General features: G+C 39.3%; 16 protein-coding genes. 13 read left to right on the forward strand and 3 right to left on the reverse strand.

The window, feature by feature from the left end; all coding sequences use genetic code 11:
• Positions 1-46: 46 nt before the first annotated feature.
• Complete coding sequence (gene corA / locus GMJ66_RS06705; RefSeq protein ID WP_156289555.1) at positions 47-994, reverse strand: magnesium/cobalt transporter CorA; 948 nt, start codon at positions 992-994, stop codon at positions 47-49.
• A gap of 276 nt (positions 995-1270) precedes the next feature.
• Complete coding sequence (locus GMJ66_RS06710; protein ID WP_156289556.1) at positions 1271-1738, reverse strand: hypothetical protein; 468 nt, start codon at positions 1736-1738, stop codon at positions 1271-1273.
• A gap of 218 nt (positions 1739-1956) precedes the next feature.
• Between GMJ66_RS06710 and GMJ66_RS06715 the strand changes: the two genes are divergently transcribed.
• Both GMJ66_RS06715 and GMJ66_RS06720 read left to right on the forward strand, forming a co-directional pair.
• On the forward strand, positions 1957-2349 hold the full coding sequence (locus GMJ66_RS06715; protein ID WP_156289557.1) for a recombinase family protein: 393 nt from the start codon (positions 1957-1959) through the stop codon (positions 2347-2349).
• A 243-nt stretch (positions 2350-2592) separates the two neighbouring features.
• Positions 2593-5412: a UPF0182 family membrane protein gene (locus tag GMJ66_RS06720; protein WP_156289558.1), complete on the forward strand. Its 2820-nt coding sequence runs from the start codon at positions 2593-2595 to the stop codon at positions 5410-5412.
• A 116-nt stretch (positions 5413-5528) separates the two neighbouring features.
• Here GMJ66_RS06720 and GMJ66_RS06725 read toward each other — a convergent pair whose 3' ends face one another.
• Positions 5529-6659, reverse strand: a complete 1131-nt coding sequence (locus GMJ66_RS06725) for a C40 family peptidase (RefSeq protein ID WP_231514841.1) — start codon at positions 6657-6659, stop codon at positions 5529-5531.
• Between the two features lie 309 nt (positions 6660-6968).
• Here GMJ66_RS06725 and GMJ66_RS06730 point away from each other — a divergent pair, with 309 nt between their 5' ends.
• The 11 genes from GMJ66_RS06730 (at position 6969) to GMJ66_RS06780 (ending at position 20176) form a co-directional block, all read left to right on the forward strand.
• On the forward strand, positions 6969-7568 hold the full coding sequence (locus GMJ66_RS06730) for a transposase (RefSeq protein ID WP_156289559.1): 600 nt from the start codon (positions 6969-6971) through the stop codon (positions 7566-7568).
• A 553-nt stretch (positions 7569-8121) separates the two neighbouring features.
• A complete protein-coding gene (gene larE, locus GMJ66_RS06735) occupies positions 8122-8970 on the forward strand; it encodes an ATP-dependent sacrificial sulfur transferase LarE (RefSeq protein WP_156289560.1) in 849 nt (282 codons plus the stop codon).
• A 223-nt stretch (positions 8971-9193) separates the two neighbouring features.
• Entirely contained in the window at positions 9194-10174 is a 981-nt protein-coding gene (gene larC / locus GMJ66_RS06740; RefSeq protein ID WP_156289561.1) for a nickel pincer cofactor biosynthesis protein LarC, read from the forward strand.
• A 78-nt stretch (positions 10175-10252) separates the two neighbouring features.
• On the forward strand, positions 10253-10999 hold the full coding sequence (larB, locus tag GMJ66_RS06745) for a nickel pincer cofactor biosynthesis protein LarB (RefSeq protein WP_156289765.1): 747 nt from the start codon (positions 10253-10255) through the stop codon (positions 10997-10999).
• Between the two features lie 19 nt (positions 11000-11018).
• A complete protein-coding gene (larC2, locus tag GMJ66_RS06750) occupies positions 11019-11489 on the forward strand; it encodes a nickel pincer cofactor biosynthesis protein LarC2 (protein ID WP_156289562.1) in 471 nt (156 codons plus the stop codon).
• Between the two features lie 848 nt (positions 11490-12337).
• Positions 12338-13900, forward strand: coding sequence for an ABC transporter substrate-binding protein (locus GMJ66_RS06755; RefSeq protein WP_156289563.1), 1563 nt, complete (start codon positions 12338-12340; stop codon positions 13898-13900).
• 63 nt (positions 13901-13963) lie between these two features.
• Positions 13964-14908, forward strand: a complete 945-nt coding sequence (locus GMJ66_RS06760; RefSeq protein ID WP_231514842.1) for an ABC transporter permease — start codon at positions 13964-13966, stop codon at positions 14906-14908.
• Between the two features lie 5 nt (positions 14909-14913).
• Entirely contained in the window at positions 14914-15723 is an 810-nt protein-coding gene (locus tag GMJ66_RS06765) for an ABC transporter permease (protein WP_156289564.1), read from the forward strand.
• Between the two features lie 119 nt (positions 15724-15842).
• Entirely contained in the window at positions 15843-16829 is a 987-nt protein-coding gene (locus GMJ66_RS06770; protein ID WP_156289565.1) for an ABC transporter ATP-binding protein, read from the forward strand.
• Positions 16826-17812, forward strand: a complete 987-nt coding sequence (locus tag GMJ66_RS06775) for an ABC transporter ATP-binding protein (RefSeq protein ID WP_156289566.1) — start codon at positions 16826-16828, stop codon at positions 17810-17812. The genes GMJ66_RS06770 and GMJ66_RS06775 overlap by 4 nt, the downstream gene beginning before the upstream one ends.
• Positions 17813-18436: 624 nt before the next feature.
• Complete coding sequence (locus GMJ66_RS06780; RefSeq protein ID WP_156289567.1) at positions 18437-20176, forward strand: phospho-sugar mutase; 1740 nt, start codon at positions 18437-18439, stop codon at positions 20174-20176.
• The last annotated feature ends 99 nt before the right edge of the window (positions 20177-20275 follow it).

Here is a 20275-nt window from a genome sequence, read left to right on the forward strand (position 1 = left end):
GGGGGGCGTTCACTGTCACTTCCCGATTTTTGTCGAATGGCCCGGGTTAAAACCATCCTTTTTTTCGAAACCAGAATATCATGATGATAGATACGAGCAGCATGATTCCTAATATGATAAAGTAGCCATAATGCCACTCCAATTCTGGCATATTTACAAAATTCATCCCATAGATACCAGCAATAAAAGTTAGCGGTGCAAAAATGGAAGTAATGATGGTAAGTATTTGAATCACCTGATTTTGCTGGTAGGAATTCAAAGAAATAAAATTATCGCGGATGTCATTTGTTATGTCCCGATTGGAATCCACCATTTCTGATAGCTTCAGTAGATGGTCATAGATATCTGCAAAATATTCACGCCGACTGTGAATGCCCTCCAAATGATGGGAATTCAAGATGCGATAAAGTAAATCCCGAATCGGATTAATAGTATGACGCAATTTCAGGAGTTCATGCCGCAATTCAAATAACCGGTCAAGTAAAAGATTCATGCTTAAATGATTTGGATTTTCTTCCACATCATTAATCTGATCTTCCAATTCGTAAATAATGGGAAAGAAGTTATCCACCACTTTATCGAAAACTTCGTAGAAAACTCGGAATTCATCCCAATTGTCAATATCTTTACGTTTGATTAGTTCATTCCATACTTGGTTTACCTCAATTAAATCTGTCAAATGAAACGTAACAATAAAATGATCTCCAAGGAAAAAATCAATTTCATGCTGATTGTAGTGATTCTCCCCAATCGTATGGGTAACAACTAAGGAAAAATCATCATAGTAATCCATCTTTGGACGCTGCTGTCCCTGAATACAATCTTCTATGGCAAGCGGATGGAAATTCAGGATCTTATCAAGCTTTTTAATTTCTTCTTCGGTCGGTTTGTTAAAATCGATCCACCACCATTTATAATGTTCAAACTGGAAGTTATCGAGGTTCCGGTCTAATGTTCTTTCGTTTTCAGAATTTACTGCTAAGATCTGAATCACGATGGAAAACTCCTCTAAAATATAAAAATTTCATTCGCACGATTTAGGTATATCCCGAAACATCAGTTGCTATTCTTTAGTGTGCTTTTCGAGGTGCCATCGAGGTGCCTGTCACTTCCCGGATTTTGTTGGAATTTGTCGAATTTAAGCAGCAATACTTTCTTTCTGTTTAAGCCATCTAAGGTAAATGCCTAAAGCTTAGCGAACTCCATGCTCTCTAATGTACCAAAAAAGCCCTATTACCTTACTTAGGTATAGTGACTTTAATCATTAAAACTAATATTTATTTATGTTTTTAGAGCGATGTTTTTCTTCTTCGGAAATAACACTACGAAATGAATAGACAAAGACGCCCCCATCTGATATGTGTCTTTCAGCAACGCCAATTTTCACATAATATTCCAGCTTTCTTTCCGCATCGAGAATGGACAGATTTGTATTGGCTGCCAGTTCAGCCGTGGTTATTTTCCCTTTTGAATTTGCAGCAAGTTTGAGAATCTCATTTTCCAGTAAGTCTTCTTCACGCTGCTTTCTTTTCTTTATCATCCGTGCACATATAAAAATTCCGAACAACAAAGGTACGAGTCCTAAAATGAGGCCGATTGTCATATCTGTTATAAGGGACTCTTCCGGCAGCGAATAGTCGGTCATTGTAACGGCAACAGTAAAAATCGCTCCGATAAAAAAACCAAATAAAGCAATGAAAAGTCCGATGATGAAAACAATTCTTTCTTTCAGCTCCATTGATCCACCTCTTATATGTTGATAAGGTTACCCTTTTTCATTTGTAGAAAGTATCAACCATAATTTACATTTTGATTTAATTTGCAAAGGTTGTCAATGGTGTTTAAAGGTGATTGTAGGAGATGTATGAAAGGGTGAGTTTTTGTTGATACTGGCATAATAAGCCATCCGTATATGATGGCTTGTTTATGTCCGTATGCTAAAGGTGGATAAACAATATGAAAACAAGTATCTTATATACCATAAGGCCGGTGGAATCAAGCGAATTCTATGCAGGTCAAGAAGCGGAAATAGAGCGATACAGTAAAATACATCATCTTTTTATTTTAAAAAAATACAGTGATATCGGATACCCTGCAACCAATATGAAGCGTCCTGCTTTGAATGAGATGATAAAGTTTCTTGTTCATACTGAAGAGAATATTGATACCATTCTTTTTTATGCAATCCAACACTTGGAAAAAGATATGAAGCGAATCCATTATGTAATGCCTATTGTAAAAAAACATGTAAATGAAGTGACCTTTATAAAAAATCCTTCGAGCAATATACTGGATGAGTTTAAGAACATCCATAAACCAATCCCCGGCAGAATAAGAAAAACAAGCTAACTCTATACGACAAATTTCAGGAAGTGACACCACAGTCAAGTTTTAAGAATACACGAAATTATCAGCGTTCAAAGTTCAATGGATGTCCTTCAGGAGAGTTCTGAATTTTTAGAGAATCCACATCTGATTCGACAAATTTCGGGAAGTGACAGGCACCCCATTGAAATCTCAAATTAAGCGACATTATGCTTTGTTTCTGTTAACATATAGGTATATGAATTTAGTGTTAATAGGAGGTATGAGATGGATTTTAGGGGAGGAACAAACGGTTCAAACGGCCCGAATGGTCCGAATGAACAACTGATGAGAAAGATAAAGAAACTCGGTAATCGTTCAGGTATTATAATTGGAATCGTCTTCATGTTATTTATTATCGGTACGCTTGGACTGAATTGGGTTACAGAATACATATGGATGGATTCACTGGATTTTGGTTCTGTGTTTACCACCATATTTATGACGAAAGTAATGCTTGGTGTAATAGGGTTTATCCTATTTGCTGTGGTAACTTATATTACGATGTTTTGGATTAGGCGTTCTTATACAACACATTTTGATCCCCACCAGCTGCCACCGGTTTTTCGCCAGGGGAAAGTTATGGGCTGGATCATTTTTGCTGTTTCAGTTTTCATAGGCTTAATAGGAAGTGTTACTGTTCAGGGAATTGGATGGGAACCAGCATTGAAGCTAATGAATCATGTCCCATTTGGTGAGACGGATCCATTTTTTAATAGGGATATTTCATTCTATATGTATGTCCTGCCATTTCTGCAATTTGTTATTAATCTATTATTAAGTTTTAGTATTTTTATTTTAATCGCTGAAATTGGTGCCTATTCTGTTTTTCATATGTATCGTATGAGCAGATCGGCACAGACCCATTTAGGTATAACAGTGGTAATCGTGGGAATTCTCCTGGCGATGACACACCTTTTAGAACCATTTGGAACATTGCTGACAAACCGGGTAAATATGTTCCAGGAAAGCGTTGTGCATGGGCTTAGCTACACAGACCGTGTGATTAATATTCCAGTCTCCTATATTCTTGCGGCAGCTGCCATTATTGGAGCAATCTGGATTATCATTTCCCTTAGAAAAGGAAGTATCCAGAAAGTTATAACACCTATTGCTGTCTACTTCGGATTAATTATTTTAGGGCAGGGTGCATCATTTGTTGTTCAAAATTTTGTTGTTTCTCCAAATGAATTTTCCCGGGAAAAGCCTTATTTGGAACATAATCTGAATTTTACAAGGGCTGCGTATGATTTGGAAAATATGGAAGAAAGGGAACATCCAGGCAATGTTGATTCCCTTGATGAAGATATGATTGAAAGAAATAAACTTACCCTTGATAATGTGCGAATTAATGATGCAAGACCACTTCTGGATGTCTATAATCAGCTGCAGACGTTTAGAACGTATTATCAGTTTAATGATATTGATATTGACCGGTATGAAATAGATGGTGAGTACCAGCAAGTATTTATCGGGGCAAGGGAATTGAATACGGTAGATTTGCCCTCACAAGCCCAAACATGGTTGAACCAAACTCTTCGCTATACGCATGGATATGGGGTTACAATGAGTCAGGTGAATGAGGTTACATCTCAAGGTCAGCCACAATATATGGTCAGAAATCTTCCGCCACAAGGGGTACTCGATATTGAGAGACCGCAAATCTACTATGGGGAAGAAAGTTATGACAGTGTAATTGTTGATACAGAGGTAAATGAATTTGACTATCCGGCGGGGGATGAGAATGTAACAACACGTTACGAGGAAGAGGCTGGCATACCGCTGATAGGGTTAAATCGCCTACTATTTGCAGTGGATGAAGGTTCATTCCGTATTCTCGTTTCCGGACAAATCAACAGTGATAGTAAATTGCTGCAAACTCGTAATATTGTGGACCGTGTGAAGCGAATCGCTCCATTTTTTGAGTATGATGATGATCCGTATATCTTTGTTCGTGATGATGGAAGTTTAGCATGGATGATGGATGCCTATTTAATAGAAGAAGGCTATCCATATGCGGAAAGCTATGAAGGAAGAAAGAATTATATTAAAAACCCAGTAAAAGTTGTGATCGATGCGTATACTGGTGAGGTTCATTACTATATTACGAATCCAGAAGAACCGCTTGTACAAACGTATCAAAATATGTTCCCTGATTTGTTTTCAGAAGAAATTCCTGATGATGTGAGGAGTCACTTCCGTTATCCTGAAGACTTGTTTAAGATTGAAGCGGAGATATTTGGAACCTATCATATGACTAATCTGGAACTCTTCTATAATCGGGAAGACTATTGGCAGTTCCCGACAGAAAGATATTTTGATGAAGATATCGAGATGGATCCATACTACATTACGATGAAATTGCCAGAATATGAGGAAGAAGAGTTTATCCTAATGATGCCTTATACACCAAGAAATAGGCAGAATATGATTGCTTGGATTGGTGTCCGTAATGATGGAGAAAATTATGGGGAAAAAATTGTTTATCGATTCCCTAAACAGGAAAACGTATATGGGCCGCAGCAGATTGAAAATCGTATCAATCAGGATAGTGTCATTTCACAGGAACTGAACTTATGGTCACAAGGGGGTTCATCGGTAATTCGTGGGAACTTACTTGCAATTCCGATTGAAGATACGATTTTGTATGTGGAACCAATTTACATTGAGTCTTCCAATGAAACATCCCTTCCTGAAGTAAAACAGGTTATTGTTGCCTATGGGGATCATATTGCAATGGAGGCCACCTTTGATGAAGCATTGGAGGAAATTTTAAGACGTGTAGAATTAGGGATAGAACCTGAGGAAATTCCTGATCTTGACGAAGAAGGGCTACCTGCTGAAGATGGAATAGATGATGGAACAGAAGATGAAGGTGCTGTGGATGAGGGAGAAACGGAAATACCAGGTGCAGACCCTATCTTGGGTGCTGATGAAATGCTGCAGGAAGTTTCTGACCTATTCGAACAGTATCAAGATGCCTTATCAGCAGGCGACTGGCAAAGAGCCGGCGAACTGATGACAGAAATTGAGCGATTACTGGAATAGAAGTGCTTTTAGAGGTGCCTCTAAAGGTGCCTGTCACTTCCCGAAATTTGTCGAATGCAGGAAGTGTTGGTGCATAGTATAGAAAAAGCGAACGGTGCCTGGCACCGTTCGCTTTTTTAATGTAGTCGTTTTGCTCCAAGGTATCGTGGAGACCAGTATGGGTTGTCCATACTGCTGATGGTTACGCCAGTGGATGAGCCAGAATGGAGGAACTGGCCATTACCTAAATAAATTCCTGCATGAGATGGACCTGCTTTGTATGTTTCAAAGAATACTAGGTCACCCTTGGAAGGAGAGGAAACAGATTTACCTGCACTCCAAATCATTTCCACTGTTCTAGGGAGAGAAATTCCATTTTTAGAGTATACATAGTTTAAAAATCCGCTGCAATCAAACCCTGAAGGACTTGTACCACCCCAAACATATGGAACGCCCAAGTGTTTTTTTCCTTCTGTAATAAGGGAGTCTGCTATATTTACTTTTGGCTGCTGTTCCACTAGATTACCAGTATTTGAAGTTAGGTTAAGTTTTTGCCCGACATAAATGATGTCATTCGTTAATCCATTTAGTTGTTTTAATGATTGAACAGTAGTGCCATATTTTTTAGCAATAGCAGTTAATGAGTCTCCAGCTTGCACAACATGGTGTGATACTGTTTGCTGGGATGATTTTGTGGATCCTGATGGAATGTTTAATGTTTGTCCAACACTAATAGTATCAGAAGTTAAACGATTCGCATCTTTAATAGCTTGTACGGTTGTTCCATAGCTTTTAGCAATGGCATAAAGAGAATCCCCTGATTTTACAGTATAAGTACCAGAGTTATTTTCCGAAATGTTTTGTGAGCCGGATAATTTCAATGTTTGTCTAACATAAATCATATCTGACGTTAGGTTGTTTAATTGCTTAATAGCATCAACTGTTGTTCCATGGTTTCTAGCAATCAATGATAAGGAGTCACCATTTTTTACGGTATAAGTTGTTGAGGATTGTACTGGTTTTGCAACATGTAAAGTTTGTCCAATACCAATACTTGAGGAGGTTAAATTATTCCATTCCATTAAATTTGCAACAGAAATATTGCTCTTTTGTGAGATACTCCAAAGGGTGTCACCCGAATGAACTGTATAGGTGGTTGAACTTGCTTCAGCAGTAAGAGCATTCCCGGTAAATAGAATGGTAGAGGCTAATGCAACAGATAAAATATGCTTTTTTATATGAATCGTCTCCTTTAGTCTGAATGTCATTGCTCATTTATTGTATCCGGGTTCTGTAAGAAATGGAATAGGATAAATACTGGAAAAAATACCGGTTCTTCCCTAGTGAAACAAACGACAAATTATGACAAAAGTCGGGAAGTGACAGGCACCATAAAGGCACCATAAAAAAAACCGAAATTACTTTTCAGACTCCTTTTGGCACTATGATTTTAAAATTCCCATTACTGTTTATTTAAAAATGAAAAGGAAAAACAGATAATAATTGATTTTCAGCACTTTGACTTTCGTACAGAAATTGTTTATGTTTTCCTTAATTACGTATGGGGAGTTGAGATTATGTCAAGAAAAAGGCGAACATGGATTGAGGATTCTTTTTATCATGTAACTAGCAGGGGGAATCGTCGAGAGGAATTGTTTCGGCAGGAAGAAGATTTTAAGTTTTTTCTGCATGTGATGAAAGAAACAAATAGGAAGACACCCTTTGATTTAGCTGCTTATTGCCTCATGACCAACCACTTTCATCTTCAAATACGTTCTCAACAACAGCCACTATCCAAAGTTATGTTTCACATTAACAAACGCTATGCCGATTATTACAACAATAAAAATGGACTGAGTGGACATGTCTTTGAAAAGCGATATTATGCAGACCATATTGACTCACCATTAGGAATGCTGAAGGTAAGTCGCTATATCCATTTAAATCCACTGGAAGCCGGAATTATTCAAGATCCAATAGAATATCGCTGGAGTAGTTATTATGATTACATGCATTCGAATCAAAAGAGATTTTCGTTATTACATCCAGAGTTTGTATTAGAATCATTCTTAGGGGAAGAAAGAGATAAACGAAAAAAATACGAAGAATACATGGAAGCAGACGAAGAAATTAAGCTGGAGGTGCCTGTCACTTCCCGAAATTTGTCGAATGGATGAGATGTGAAGCTACTAGTCTAGTGTGGAGGCACAGAAATGGCTAGTAGCTTTTAATGTTTTCTCCAGATAAACATAATCATAAAATGCAATGAATAGAAATAGGTATAATATGTCAATCCTTTTTATTAGATGCGTGGCTTTTTGAACTAGTTAAAGGGGATATGAACATGAATGAAGACGGAAATTTTGCAAAAGGATTAACATGGGGGATTCTTTTGTCCATGCCAATTTGGGTGATGATTATTCAAGGAATAAGATGGATGCTGGATTAAAATTGAAGGCGATGGCGAGGAGAGAGTGAAAAACTTCTAAATAAAAAATACATAAACTATTATTCTCCTAATGAACCGACAATAAACGACAAAAACCGGGAAGTGACAGGCACCATTTTGTTTGACAACTAAACAAAAAGAAAGTATGTTTATTTTAGATAATATATTACTAATTTGATATAGGATAAATCGTAGTAGTGCATGGTATTTTTATATGTGATGTAAGGAAACGAACATCTTAAATTGAAAATCCCCTAGACAGGGAAAATGAGGTGAATGGAATGACTGAAATGCTTAAGAAGAACCGTCGTTTGAGTGAAACATTGCGAGAAATGGGCCGTGTTATGGTTGCGTTTTCTGGTGGAGTAGATAGTGCAGTTGTTTTAAAGAGAGCACAGCAGGAATTGGGAGACGACAATGTATTAGCAGTAGTTGTTAACTCTGAATTATTCCGTGATTCTGAATTTGATGCTGCTGTCAAATTTGCGGAGGAGATGGGCGTTCGTGTTCATCAAACAGAGATTAAAGAATTGGAAAATCCGAACATCGTAGCGAACACACCGGATAGCTGGTATTACAGCAAAAAATTACTTTATTCTCATTTAAATAAGTTAGCAGAAGAAATGGGTTATCCATATGTATTGGATGGCATGATTATGGATGATGAGGAAGATTTCCGTCCTGGTTTAAAAGCTAGAACAGAGGAAGGAATACGCAGCGTGCTTCAGGAAACAAACTTCTACAAAACAGAAGTTCGTGCCCTTGCAAAAGAATTGAATCTTCCAGTATGGAATAAACTTGCATCCTGCAGTTTAGCTTCCAGATTCCCATATGGAACAAAATTAAATAAACGCATTGTTGAACAAGTAAACCAAGGAGAACTTTATCTAAAAGGTATTGGCTTTGAGGAAGTTCGTGTACGTTATCATGATAATGTTGCCCGTATCGAAGTAGCTGCAGATAAAATTATCGAGTTATTGGAAAAACGTGAACAAATTCAGCATAAATTTGTATCACTTGGTTTTGATTATGTTTCTGTTGACCTTCGCGGTTATCGTACAGGTAGCATGAATGAAGTATTGCCAGAGGTTTCTGCTTCTGCTGAACAAAAACTTGCTGCAAATGCATAAAACGTTGATATCATTTACAATCCTATAGCAGTTTTTAATCTTAATGCAGATTGAAAACTGCTTTTTTTCTTTTTGGGTGCCTTTTTGGTGCCTGTCACTTCCCGGAAATTGTCGGATTTTGTCGGGGTGTTGGGCTGTAAAAAGTGGGTATCCTTTTGAAGAAGTCTAAATTAAATACAGCTATTACATAGGACAAGCAATATACGTTAAAGGAGCAATACACATGAAAATTTTATATCTTGATTGTTTTTCAGGTTTAAGTGGTGATATGACGATTGGCGCTCTTCTTGATGCAGGAGGAGATTTTTCCCATTTACAAAAAGAACTAAAGAAACTGCATATAGAAGACGAATATGAATTAAAATTCCAAAAGGTCGTAAAGAATGGGATTACAGGAACTAAATTTGATGTTATTTTGAACAATGAAGGACATCATCATGATGGACATGATACCGATATTAACCTTCATGTACATAGTCACGGGGGTGAAGCTCATTCCCATGATCATAGTCATCATCATGGAGCAAACGGCCATTCTCATGGACAGGATCAAGATAATCATGAGGTCGCCCCTCATGGCAATGGACATGACCACCATATCCATTCGCATGCACACTCTCATGACCATGAACATCATCACGATCATCCCCACAGTCATTATTATGGGCATGATCATCACCATGGCCACCACCATCATCATCGTGCCTATCGGGACATAGTGAAGATGATCTCGGACTCTGATTTATCGGAAAAAGTAAAAGACATGTCATTACGGATTTTTAAAAAAATTGGGGAAGCAGAAGGACATATTCACGGGATGCCGCTTAAGGATGTGCATTTCCATGAGGTAGGTGCAGTCGATTCGATTATTGATATTGTCGGAACGGCGATTTTAATCGAGCAGCTTGAAATTGAAGAAATAAAATCTGCGCCAGTTCCAACTGGTTCTGGAAAAATTCATATTGATCATGGAGTTTATCCGGTTCCGGCACCAGCGACATTGGAGATTTTACGAGGGGTACCCATTGCGGCAAGTGAATTGAAAGCAGAATTGACAACGCCTACTGGAGCTGCGATTGCAGCCGTATTGGCAAATGAATTTTGCGCATTTCCTTCTATGAAAGTAGAAGAAGTTGGTTACGGAGCAGGAACCAAAACATTTCCGAATCATCCAAATGTGCTGCGCGTAGTCATTGGAGAATGATGCCAAGCAGCTCAGAAGGCTAAAGGCCTATCCATGCATTCGACAAAATACAACAAAAATCGGGGAGTGACAGGCACCATCATGGAAGATATTTTAAGGCAGGTTCAGGATGGGACGTTAAGTATTGAGGAAGCAAAGAAACAGCTGGCAACTTATGAGGATTTGGGCTTTGCCAAAGTGGATCACCATCGGAAGAAACGTCAAGGGTTTCCGGAAGTTATATACGGTGAAGGGAAATCAGTCGAACAAATTACATCTATACTGGAAGCAATAAAGTCAAAGGATAATGATATTTTAATAACACGAATCTCACAGGAGAAGGCAGATAAAATCCTCAAGCTTCATCCGGAACTAACATATGAAAAAATAGCCAAGATTTTGTATTGGAAAGCAAATGCTGCTGGAACAACGGACAAAGCCGGTTATATTGCGGTGCTTTGCGCAGGAACCTCAGATTTACCAGTAGCAGAAGAAGCGGCAATAACCGCGGAAGTGATGGGCAGCAATGTTCGGAGGTTTTATGATGTCGGGGTAGCTGGGATCCATCGTTTACTGGACCAGGCAAAAGATATTCAGGGTGCAACGGTTTCGGTAGTTGTTGCAGGTATGGAAGGGGCTTTGCCTAGTGTGGTTGGCGGGCTAGTTTCACACCCGGTTATCGCGGTACCAACGAGTGTTGGATATGGAGCAAATTTTCAAGGGTTATCAGCATTATTGACCATGTTGAATTCCTGTGCAAGCGGGATAAGTGTTGTGAATATTGATAATGGTTTTGGTGGAGCATACAGTGCGGTATTGATCGACAGATTGGCGCGACAGAAGTAGGAAAGAAAGGGCGTGTTAAATGTTGGGAGCAAAACATCCTCCAAATAATGAGCATATTGACGATAATATGGTGAAAATGGAAGTGAATTTGGACGATATTTCAGGTGAGTGGCTCGGTTATGTTATGGATCTACTGTTTGAAGCAGGGGCAAATGACGTTTTTTATTCGCCGATTTATATGAAGAAAAATCGCCCAGGTATCCTGCTTCAACTCCTATGCTCTAGTCAAAAACTGGACAAGATGAAGGAAATATTGCTTCAGGAAACAACGACATTAGGGATTCGTTATTACCCAATTACTGTACATCGCATGGAACGAAGATTTATCACGGTGGAAACGAAATGGGGAATGGTAACCGTAAAGCAAGGCATATCCACAAAGGGAGAGGTATTCCAAAGTTCTCCAGAATATGAGGAATGCAAACAAATCGCTAAAGAGCATAATATCCCACTGAAAAAAGTCTATGCAGAAGTTTGGAAAAAGTTATAAAATCACCGCTGGACCAAACGATGCAAAGAAAGCTAGAATAATTGCCCCGTTCAAGAGCAATTCATTCTAGCTTTTTTTATACACTCATTCGACAAAATTCGGGAAGTGACAGGCACCACCTTTAGAAAGTTTAAAAAATTCTTTATAGAAAGAAGGAATTATGGTATTCCTTGACGAATTATTTATATTTAAATGAGGCTACATATATTACAATCGATTTTATATCATACATAACACTAAAATTTTAATAAGAAAAGCGCAAGCGCCCGTTTAGCGACGTACGGACTGCACCTGGCCATGCCAGGTGGTTCGGTGTTGCAGCGCAAAGCGGCGGTTTTAACCGAACAGTCCCCGTAGGAGATAAAGGAAACACGACGAACGGAGTGAGTCGATGTTGACTTTCACCGCAAGGGTATAAGTGCGACTAAGCCTCTGGTTTCACCAATCGGCAAGTCTTCTTTATCATACGGAGGTGAGGGAAGTCCGCTAGTCGCTGGGCGATGGAACTAGACATCAAAGCGCAAATTTATACTTTCTTAGTTTTGAACAAAAACGTCGAACCGATTTCCTGGATAACATTTTATCACGTATTAACTGGTTACAGACCGCCACTTCAAAAAATCGGATTTTCAATAAGTGGGGAACAGCAAATCAGTGATGTTGAAAAAAACGACTGATGGAAGATACACCTACCTAATTTCTCAATGTGTAAATAAGGAGGGGATAAGAATACATAAGTACGTATTAATAGTTAATCCGTCTAAAAATTAATAGACATTGGATTAGAAAGTTTCTGGTGCGAAGACAGACAAAAAAAGAAATATTAAAATTATGGGGGATATTTTAAAATGAAAATGTTAAAAGGGTTGTTATTTATCACTATTTCCGTATTTTTCCTTGTGGCATGTTCCAGTTCCAATACATCCGAAACCGATGGGACAAGTTCAGCACCTGGAAATGATGCAACGGAAGCAACAGAAGCGCTAGCTCAGGAAGATAAAATCATTCGAATCGCCATGAGTACCGAAGTGGATAATTTGGATCCATATATATCCGAAGCAGCAGACACTGAATCTATGATGGATAACGTTTTTGACGGATTGCTGGATACGGATGAAACCGGAAAATTAATACCAGCCATTGCTGATTCTTTTGAGGTATCTGATGATGGATTGACCTACACCTTTCAACTTAAGGAGGGAGTCCTTTTCCATGATGGTTCTGAGCTAACCGCAGAGGATGTTATCTATTCCTATGAAAAATTAAGTGGGTTGAATGGAGGAGAACCGTTAGCATCTCTGTTTGCGGGAATTGAAAAAATAGAAGCCCCTTCTGATTATGAAATTGTGATTACTTTAAGTGAACGTAACTCAGCATTTTTGGCCGCCAATATTCGTCCCATTTTGCCTGTGGGGTATGAGGAACAAAGCACGAAACCAATTGGTGCCGGTCCATTTAAATTTCAAGAATATGAAGTTGGACAGCAATTAACTTTGGTAAAGAATAAAGACTATTATAACGAGGAAAAGGTTCCGCAAATCGATGAAGTCCGTTTTATAGTCATGCCGGATTCGGAAGCGGCTATTTTAGCTATGCAGGCCGGTGAAATTGATATTATTCCTGGAGTGAGTGCACAAGGCTTACTCCAGCTTGGAGATACGGTGAACACTGTGTCAGGGCCACAAAATATGGTGCAGCTCATGGCATTGAATAATGAGGTCAAACCTTTGGATGATGTTCGTGTCCGCCAAGCTATCAACCTAGCAGTTGATAAAGATATGATTATCGAAACCGTTGCTGATGGCATGGGCACGAAACTGGGTTCGAATTTCAGCCCGGCGATGGATTTCTATTATGAACCAGGGTTAGAAGATTACTATGCACCAAATATCGAGGAAGCACAAGCCCTCTTAGCGGAAGCCGGCTATGCAGATGGTTTTTCGTTAGAGTTAACAGTACCTTCTGATTATCAGTTCCATGTTGATACGGCACAAGTAATCGTGGAACAGCTAAGTCAGATTGGCATTGACGTAGAAATTAAATTAATTGAGTTCAGCACGTGGCTGGAGACGGTTTATCAGGATGAACAATATGAATCAACCATTATAGCTTTTACTGGAGAAATAGATCCATATGAAGTACTCGTAAGATATGTTAGTGATTACCGCAGTAACTTTGTGAACTACAATAATCCAGATTATGATGAACTTATTGAAAAGGCTGTAGCATCAACCGATGAAGAGGAAATGGCAGAACTATACAAAGAAGCACAACGACTATTGACTGAAGAAGCTGCAAGTGTCTATATCATGGACCCAGACCGTACGATTGCGATGCGAAGTGATTTAGAAGGGTTGAACATGTATCCAATTCAAAAGTTTAATCTAGAGGATTTAAAAATTAAAGAATGAATCGATAAGAACGTGTTGGAATCACAATAAGTTTTTTACATCTTTCATAAGGAGTCTGGGACAGTGAGGTATATTCTTTACAAACTATCCAGTTTTTTCTTCACGATTGTGATGGTGTCGGTGATCATTTTCTTTGTATTTCAGCTTTTACCTGGCAATCCAGCACAAATTATACTCGGAATGGATGCAGAACCAGCACAGGTTGCTCAATTGGAAAAACAGCTGGGATTAGATCGGTCGGCAGTCGAACGGTATTTGGATTGGGTAGCTGGTTTGTTTCAGGGAGACCTTGGTGAGTCTTTACGGTACCAGCTTCCTGTCCGTGATATCCTAATGGACCGAATTCCAATTACCGCATCCCTTGCTATATTATCACTTATTCTTACGGTATGCATGGGACTGCCTTTAGGGATTTTGATTGCCCGTTTTGATGGGAAATGGGTATCGGTTATGTTAAATATCGTCACCCAGCTTGGTATTTCCATTCCGTCCTTTTGGTTTGGATTTATCCTTATTTTAGTTTTTGGTGTGATATTACAGTTGTTTCCGACCTATGGCTATGTCCCATGGTCTGAAAATTTTATTGGTGCATTACAGTCATTTTTCCTCCCGTCCTTAGCCATAGCAATCGGAAATATTGCAATTGTTATTCGGTATTTGCGAAATACGATATTAGATCAGGCAAAAATGGATTATGTTCGAACAGCAAGGGTAAAAGGCTTAAAGGAGCGGACCATATTATATGGGCATATTTTACGAAATTCACTGATTCCAGTTTTGACAATAATGGGTCTGATTGTAGCGGATACACTAGGTGGCAGCATTATTATTGAAAATGTATTCTCCCTCCCAGGGCTTGGCAATCTTCTTATTCAGTCGATTACATCACGGGACTTTCCGTTAGTTCAGTCGATGGTGCTATACATTGCAGTGCTTGTTCTTCTGATTAACTTCATCGTAGATATCCTATACAAAATAGTGGACCCAAGAATCAGGCAGAAGGGGTGAGTGGAATGCGAAAAACGAAAAGCATCCCATTTCATATCGGGGTTGGTCTAGTGGGGGCGCTCGTCGTCATGATGCTGATTAGTATATTTTATACACCGCATGTTCCCCAGGCAATGGATTCGGCCAACCGCCTGGCACCCCCGTCTCTTGATCATCCCTTTGGTACCGACAATTTCGGCAGGGATATATTGTCCCGGGTTATGGAAGGTTCGCAAACAGCCTTCATTATTGGCATATCATCAGTTGTAATAGGTCTGGTATTTGGTTTTATTTTAGGTGCATGTGCCGGATATTTTGGTGGATGGCTGGATGAAATTATCAGCAGGCTTATGGATGCAATGTTTGCGTTTCCGGGAATTTTGCTTGCCATTATGCTTATTGCCGTATTCAGTACAGGCATGACCAATACGATTATTGCCCTTGGAATCATGAGTATTCCGGCTTTTGCCAGAATAACGAGAAGCAGCTTTATCCAGTACAAAGAGTATGATTTTGTCAAAGCGAGTATTGCTAAAGGGGCAGGTTCATTTCGAATCATTTTTCATCATATTTTACCAAATGCGATTTCACCAATTTTAGTTGCAGCAGCTCTCAGCTTTTCCGGGGCAATCCTTTCTGAATCAGGATTAAGTTATCTTGGTTTGGGTGTACAACCTCCAGAACCAAGCTGGGGGCGGATGTTGAAGGAAGCACAACCTTATATTGATTCAGCCCCATGGTATGTTGTCATTACTGGCATGGCAATTACGCTATTAGTGCTTGGATTTAATTTGCTTGCGGATGGTCTGCGTGATAAGCAGGATAAAAAGGTGTAGTGGTACCTTTTGTTATGTTATGAAGGATATGATGAAGACATGGTTGCATAAGCTCTTGCAATGCCATGGTGAATCCAACCTTTTCGGGATTAGAAGAGAAATGCTAGGAGGGCAATTCATTGAGTACACCGCTATTAGCTGTTGAAAATATGAACGTTACTTTCCAGTTTGCAGATGGAAAATATAAGGCATTGGAAGATATTACATTCTCTGTTTTTCCAGATGAGGTAATAGGTATTGTTGGTGAATCAGGCTGTGGAAAAAGTTTAACCTCTCAGGCAATATTAGGGATTTTGCCTGACAATGCAGCTGTGAAACAGGGGAAAGTGTCGTATAAGGAAAAGGATCTACTGAAGTACAATGAACGGGAATGGCAGCAGGTTCGTGGAAAGGAAATTTCGATAATCTTTCAGGAACCGATGACAGCACTAAATCCATTACTTACCATCGGAAAACAAATTTCAGAGGTTTTAAAGAAACATACAAATTTATCTAAATCGGAAAGGAAAAAACGAACGATTGAAATGATGCAGGAGGTTGGGTTACCCCGAGCAGAGGAGTTATACAAAGCCTATCCCCATCAGTTATCGGGCGGCATGCGGCAGCGGGTGGTGATAGCCATCGCTCTCATCGCTGAACCCGATCTCATTATTGCTGATGAACCAACAACTGCCCTTGATGTAACAATCCAGGCGCAAGTTTTAGAACTGTTTCGAAAAATAAAACTTCAGCGCAAATCGTCGATGATTTTCATTTCCCATGACTGGGGAGTTATTCGCCATGTTTGTGATCGGGTTCTCGTCATGTATGCTGGTCATATTGTTGAGGAAGGAACCGTATCGGAAATTTTAAAACATCCAAAGCATCCATATACAAAAGGACTCATTCAATCGATACCGGACCATCGGAAAAGAGGAATGGAATTGTATACGATTCCTGGAAAAGTACCCTCTTTACAAGAGAGAAAGGGAGGATGTCCTTTTGCAGATCGTTGTCTGGAGCGCATGGAGCAATGTGGAGAACTGTACCCGGAATCGAGATTGCTGGAAGGAACCCATGCCGTGAAATGTCACCTCTATACGAAAAGTGGTGTAACGACGTCATGAAGGAACCAATCGTACAAGTTGAAAATGTGTTTAAGCATTATAAGCAAAGTCAGGGCAACTTTTCAGGGAGAGATGCGTATGTAAAGGCTGTTAATGGTGTGACCTTCTCGCTTTATGAAGGTGAATCTTTTGGTCTTGTAGGAGAAAGTGGATCAGGGAAATCAACGATCGGACAGGTGATGTTGCAATTAATTCAACCGACTTCTGGAGTGGTGAAATATAAAGGAAGGGATGTTTCGACATTTTCCAGGAAAGAGCGAAAAGCATGGAGAAAAGACGTGCAAATTGTGTTTCAGGATCCATATTCCTCCCTTAATCCAAAAAAAACAGTCGGCTGGATACTGAATGAACCACTCCAGATTCATAAAATTGGCGACAAATCCTATCGGAAGCAGAAAATCATGCAAACGCTTGAGGAGGTTGGACTGGACGCTTCCTATTTGAACCGGTATCCCCATGAGCTCAGTGGTGGTCAAAGACAACGAGTTGCCATTGCCTCTGCGATCATATTAAACCCTGAATTGATTGTAATTGATGAGGGCGTGTCAGCTTTAGATGTATCGGTTCAGGCCCAAATCTTGAACTTGTTAAAAAGTTTACAGCGAAAGTATCATTTAACTTATTTGTTTATTTCTCATGACTTGAATGTAGTTCAATACTTCTGTGACCGAATTGCTGTCATGTATTTGGGGGAATTGATGGAGATTGGCAAAACAGAAGAACTCGGGACAAAGCCAAAACATCCCTATGCAGAAGCGTTGTTTTCTTCTATATTAATGCATAATGAAGCGGAGAATCGGATTGTATTGGAGGGTGACCTGCCAAATCCGTCCAATCCACCTGCAGGCTGTCCATTTCATAGTAGGTGCATACACAAAATGGACATCTGTAAAACCACTAAACCAGCTAACCAATATTTAGGAGGCCAGCATCAAGTTAGCTGCCACTTATATAGCGAAAACCAATCCATTCAAAACGCTTAGCAGGTGCCTGTCACTTCCCGGATTTTGTCGTTTATTGTCGGCAGGGAATGGATAGAGTGTTATTTTATCGTTACATGGCAGGAAGATATAAAAATTTGGTCTATTAAATCTTCATTTAAAGAATCCACGTTCAGCTCTAGTGCTAAAGCAGTAGCGGGATTTTCTACACCACCATGAAAATATAAATATTGACTCTAATTATTGAGAAAGGCCGAATTATAGCGGTATGCCTACGCTCAGGCGCCTGCATACCGCTATAAAGGTGCATTTTTCTTCTTCGCTATAAATGCTTAGATTCAATTTTGTAAAGATCAAGTTCATCTAATCCGCTAGTAGCGAGTTGTTCGATTAATACAGCACTTAACGCGATAACATCGAATTATCTGACATGGAAGAAGCAACCCGTAATTCTCTAACCGGGCACTTGCACTTTTGATTGTTCATTTGAATGTAAATATTTTCCTGTATACTGTCGAAATATTTCCCGAGAAATATTTTTATGTCATATTCTTGTTTGTTAATTATACAAAAAACCCCCTTTGATTAAAGCGGGGTGGGCAAGTATAATGTAATAGACATGATATATAGATATTTCAGAAATTAAGTTTGAACGGAGGTATTTTATTGAGTTGGAAAACGAATTATAGTAAGTGGAAACAATTTTCGGATTTAGATGAGGAATTAAAAGTACAACTACAAAAGCTGGAAGAGGATTCAAAGCAATTAGAAGACAGTTTTTATAAAACATTGGAATTTGGTACGGGTGGCATTCGGGGAGAATTAGGACCTGGTACAAACCGAATGAACATATATTCCATCCGTAAAGCTTCCGAAGGATTGGCACAATACATAGAAGAGCACGGTGAAGAAGCAAAAGCTCGAGGTGTAGTAATTGCTTATGACTGTCGTTTTAAATCCCCTGACTTCGCAATGGAAGCAGCGAAAACCCTTGGACAGCATGGTATACATACATATGTGTTTGAATCACTTCGGTCTACGCCGGAATTGTCTTTTGCAGTGAGATATTTAAACGCCTACAGTGGAATTGTTATTACAGCTAGTCACAATCCTCCAGAATATAATGGTTACAAAGTTTATGGCGAAGACGGGGCGCAAATCCCGCCCGCCATTGCGGAAGAAATTATCACTAAAGTAAATGCAGTAGAAAACGAGTTAGCGGTAAAAGTGGGAGATAAGGAAAAACTGAAAGCAGCAGGAATTATTAATGTGATTGGAGAGACGGTTGATAGGGCTTACTTAGATCAATTAAAAACTGTCACTGTAAATCCTGATGTTATTAAAGAAGTTGCAGATGATTTTAAAATTGTTTATACACCACTCCATGGTACAGGAAACAGGCCAGTAAGAAAAGGGCTTGAAGCAATTGGGTTTAAGCATGTTCAAGTGGTAGAAGAACAGGAACATCCTGATTCGAGTTTTTCCACAGTGAAGTCACCGAACCCTGAAGAACATGCGGCATTTGAATTAGCCATTCAATATGGGGAGAAAAATGATGCAGACATCCTGCTAGGAACGGACCCCGATACAGACCGTGTTGGTGTAGCGGTACGTAATGATAAAGGAGAATACCAGGTATTAACCGGGAATCAGGTCGGTGCGCTATTACTCCATTATTTGATTACGGAAAAGAAAAAACAAGGTGTACTCGCTGACAATGCTACAGTGTTAAAAACGATTGTAACATCGGAAATCGGGCGGGACATTGCAGAAGCACATGGTTTAGAAACAATGGATACATTAACCGGCTTTAAATTTATCGGTGAAAAAATCAAAGAATTTGAAGAATCTGGTGAAAGAAGCTTCTTATTTGGATATGAGGAAAGCTATGGTTACTTAGTGAAGGATTTTGCCCGTGATAAAGATGCCGTTCAAGCATGTTTGTTAATAGCTGAAGTTGCTGCTTATTATAAGTCTCAACATATGACGCTTTATGAAGGCTTGTTGGACGTATTCCAGCAATACGGCTACTATTGTGAAGGATTGGAATCATTGACGTTAAAAGGAAAAGATGGAGCCGAGCAAATTAATAGCATTTTAGCAGCATTTCGCAGCAAACCTCCAAAAGAAATGGCAGGTAAAACAGTGGTGGTTATAGAGGACTACCAAGTTAGTAAGCGCCGATTGGTTAATGAAAACAAAGATGAAGAAATTCTTTTGCCTAAATCCAATGTGCTGAAATACAAATTAGATGACGGCTCATGGTTCTGTCTTCGTCCATCTGGAACTGAACCGAAAATTAAGTTTTATTTCGGTGTAAAGAATGAATCACTTGAGGCAAGTGTAAAAGCACTTGAACACCTGCGCCAGGCAGTGATGACACGTGTGAACGAGGAAATTAAATAAATGGAAAACCTTATTGGTGCCTGTCACTTCCCGAATTATGTCGAAAAATATTATAGTATACTTTAAAAAATAGCCAGCCTCATCATTTAGATGGGCTGG

Origin of the sequence: Oceanobacillus salinisoli (assembly GCF_009733865.1) — a bacterium.
In the GTDB taxonomy this organism is placed as follows: Bacteria; Bacillota; Bacilli; order Bacillales; family Amphibacillaceae; genus Oceanobacillus; species Oceanobacillus salinisoli.

Bases quoted from the DNA above. Each gene is read 5' to 3' on its own strand.
- larC (WP_156289561.1), top strand. From the start codon at position 9,194: ATGAAAATTTTATATCTTGATTGTTTTTCAGGTTTAAGTGGTGATATG.
- GMJ66_RS06775 (WP_156289566.1), top strand. From the start codon at position 16,826: ATGAAGGAACCAATCGTACAAGTTGAAAATGTGTTTAAGCATTATAAG.
- GMJ66_RS06725 (WP_231514841.1), bottom strand. From the start codon at position 6,659: ATGACATTCAGACTAAAGGAGACGATTCATATAAAAAAGCATATTTTA.
- larC2 (WP_156289562.1), top strand. From the start codon at position 11,019: ATGTTGGGAGCAAAACATCCTCCAAATAATGAGCATATTGACGATAAT.
- GMJ66_RS06715 (WP_156289557.1), top strand. From the start codon at position 1,957: ATGAAAACAAGTATCTTATATACCATAAGGCCGGTGGAATCAAGCGAA.
- GMJ66_RS06730 (WP_156289559.1), top strand. From the start codon at position 6,969: ATGTCAAGAAAAAGGCGAACATGGATTGAGGATTCTTTTTATCATGTA.
- larE (WP_156289560.1), top strand. From the start codon at position 8,122: ATGACTGAAATGCTTAAGAAGAACCGTCGTTTGAGTGAAACATTGCGA.
- GMJ66_RS06710 (WP_156289556.1), bottom strand. From the start codon at position 1,738: ATGGAGCTGAAAGAAAGAATTGTTTTCATCATCGGACTTTTCATTGCT.
- GMJ66_RS06765 (WP_156289564.1), top strand. From the start codon at position 14,914: ATGCGAAAAACGAAAAGCATCCCATTTCATATCGGGGTTGGTCTAGTG.
- GMJ66_RS06720 (WP_156289558.1), top strand. From the start codon at position 2,593: ATGGATTTTAGGGGAGGAACAAACGGTTCAAACGGCCCGAATGGTCCG.
- GMJ66_RS06755 (WP_156289563.1), top strand. From the start codon at position 12,338: ATGAAAATGTTAAAAGGGTTGTTATTTATCACTATTTCCGTATTTTTC.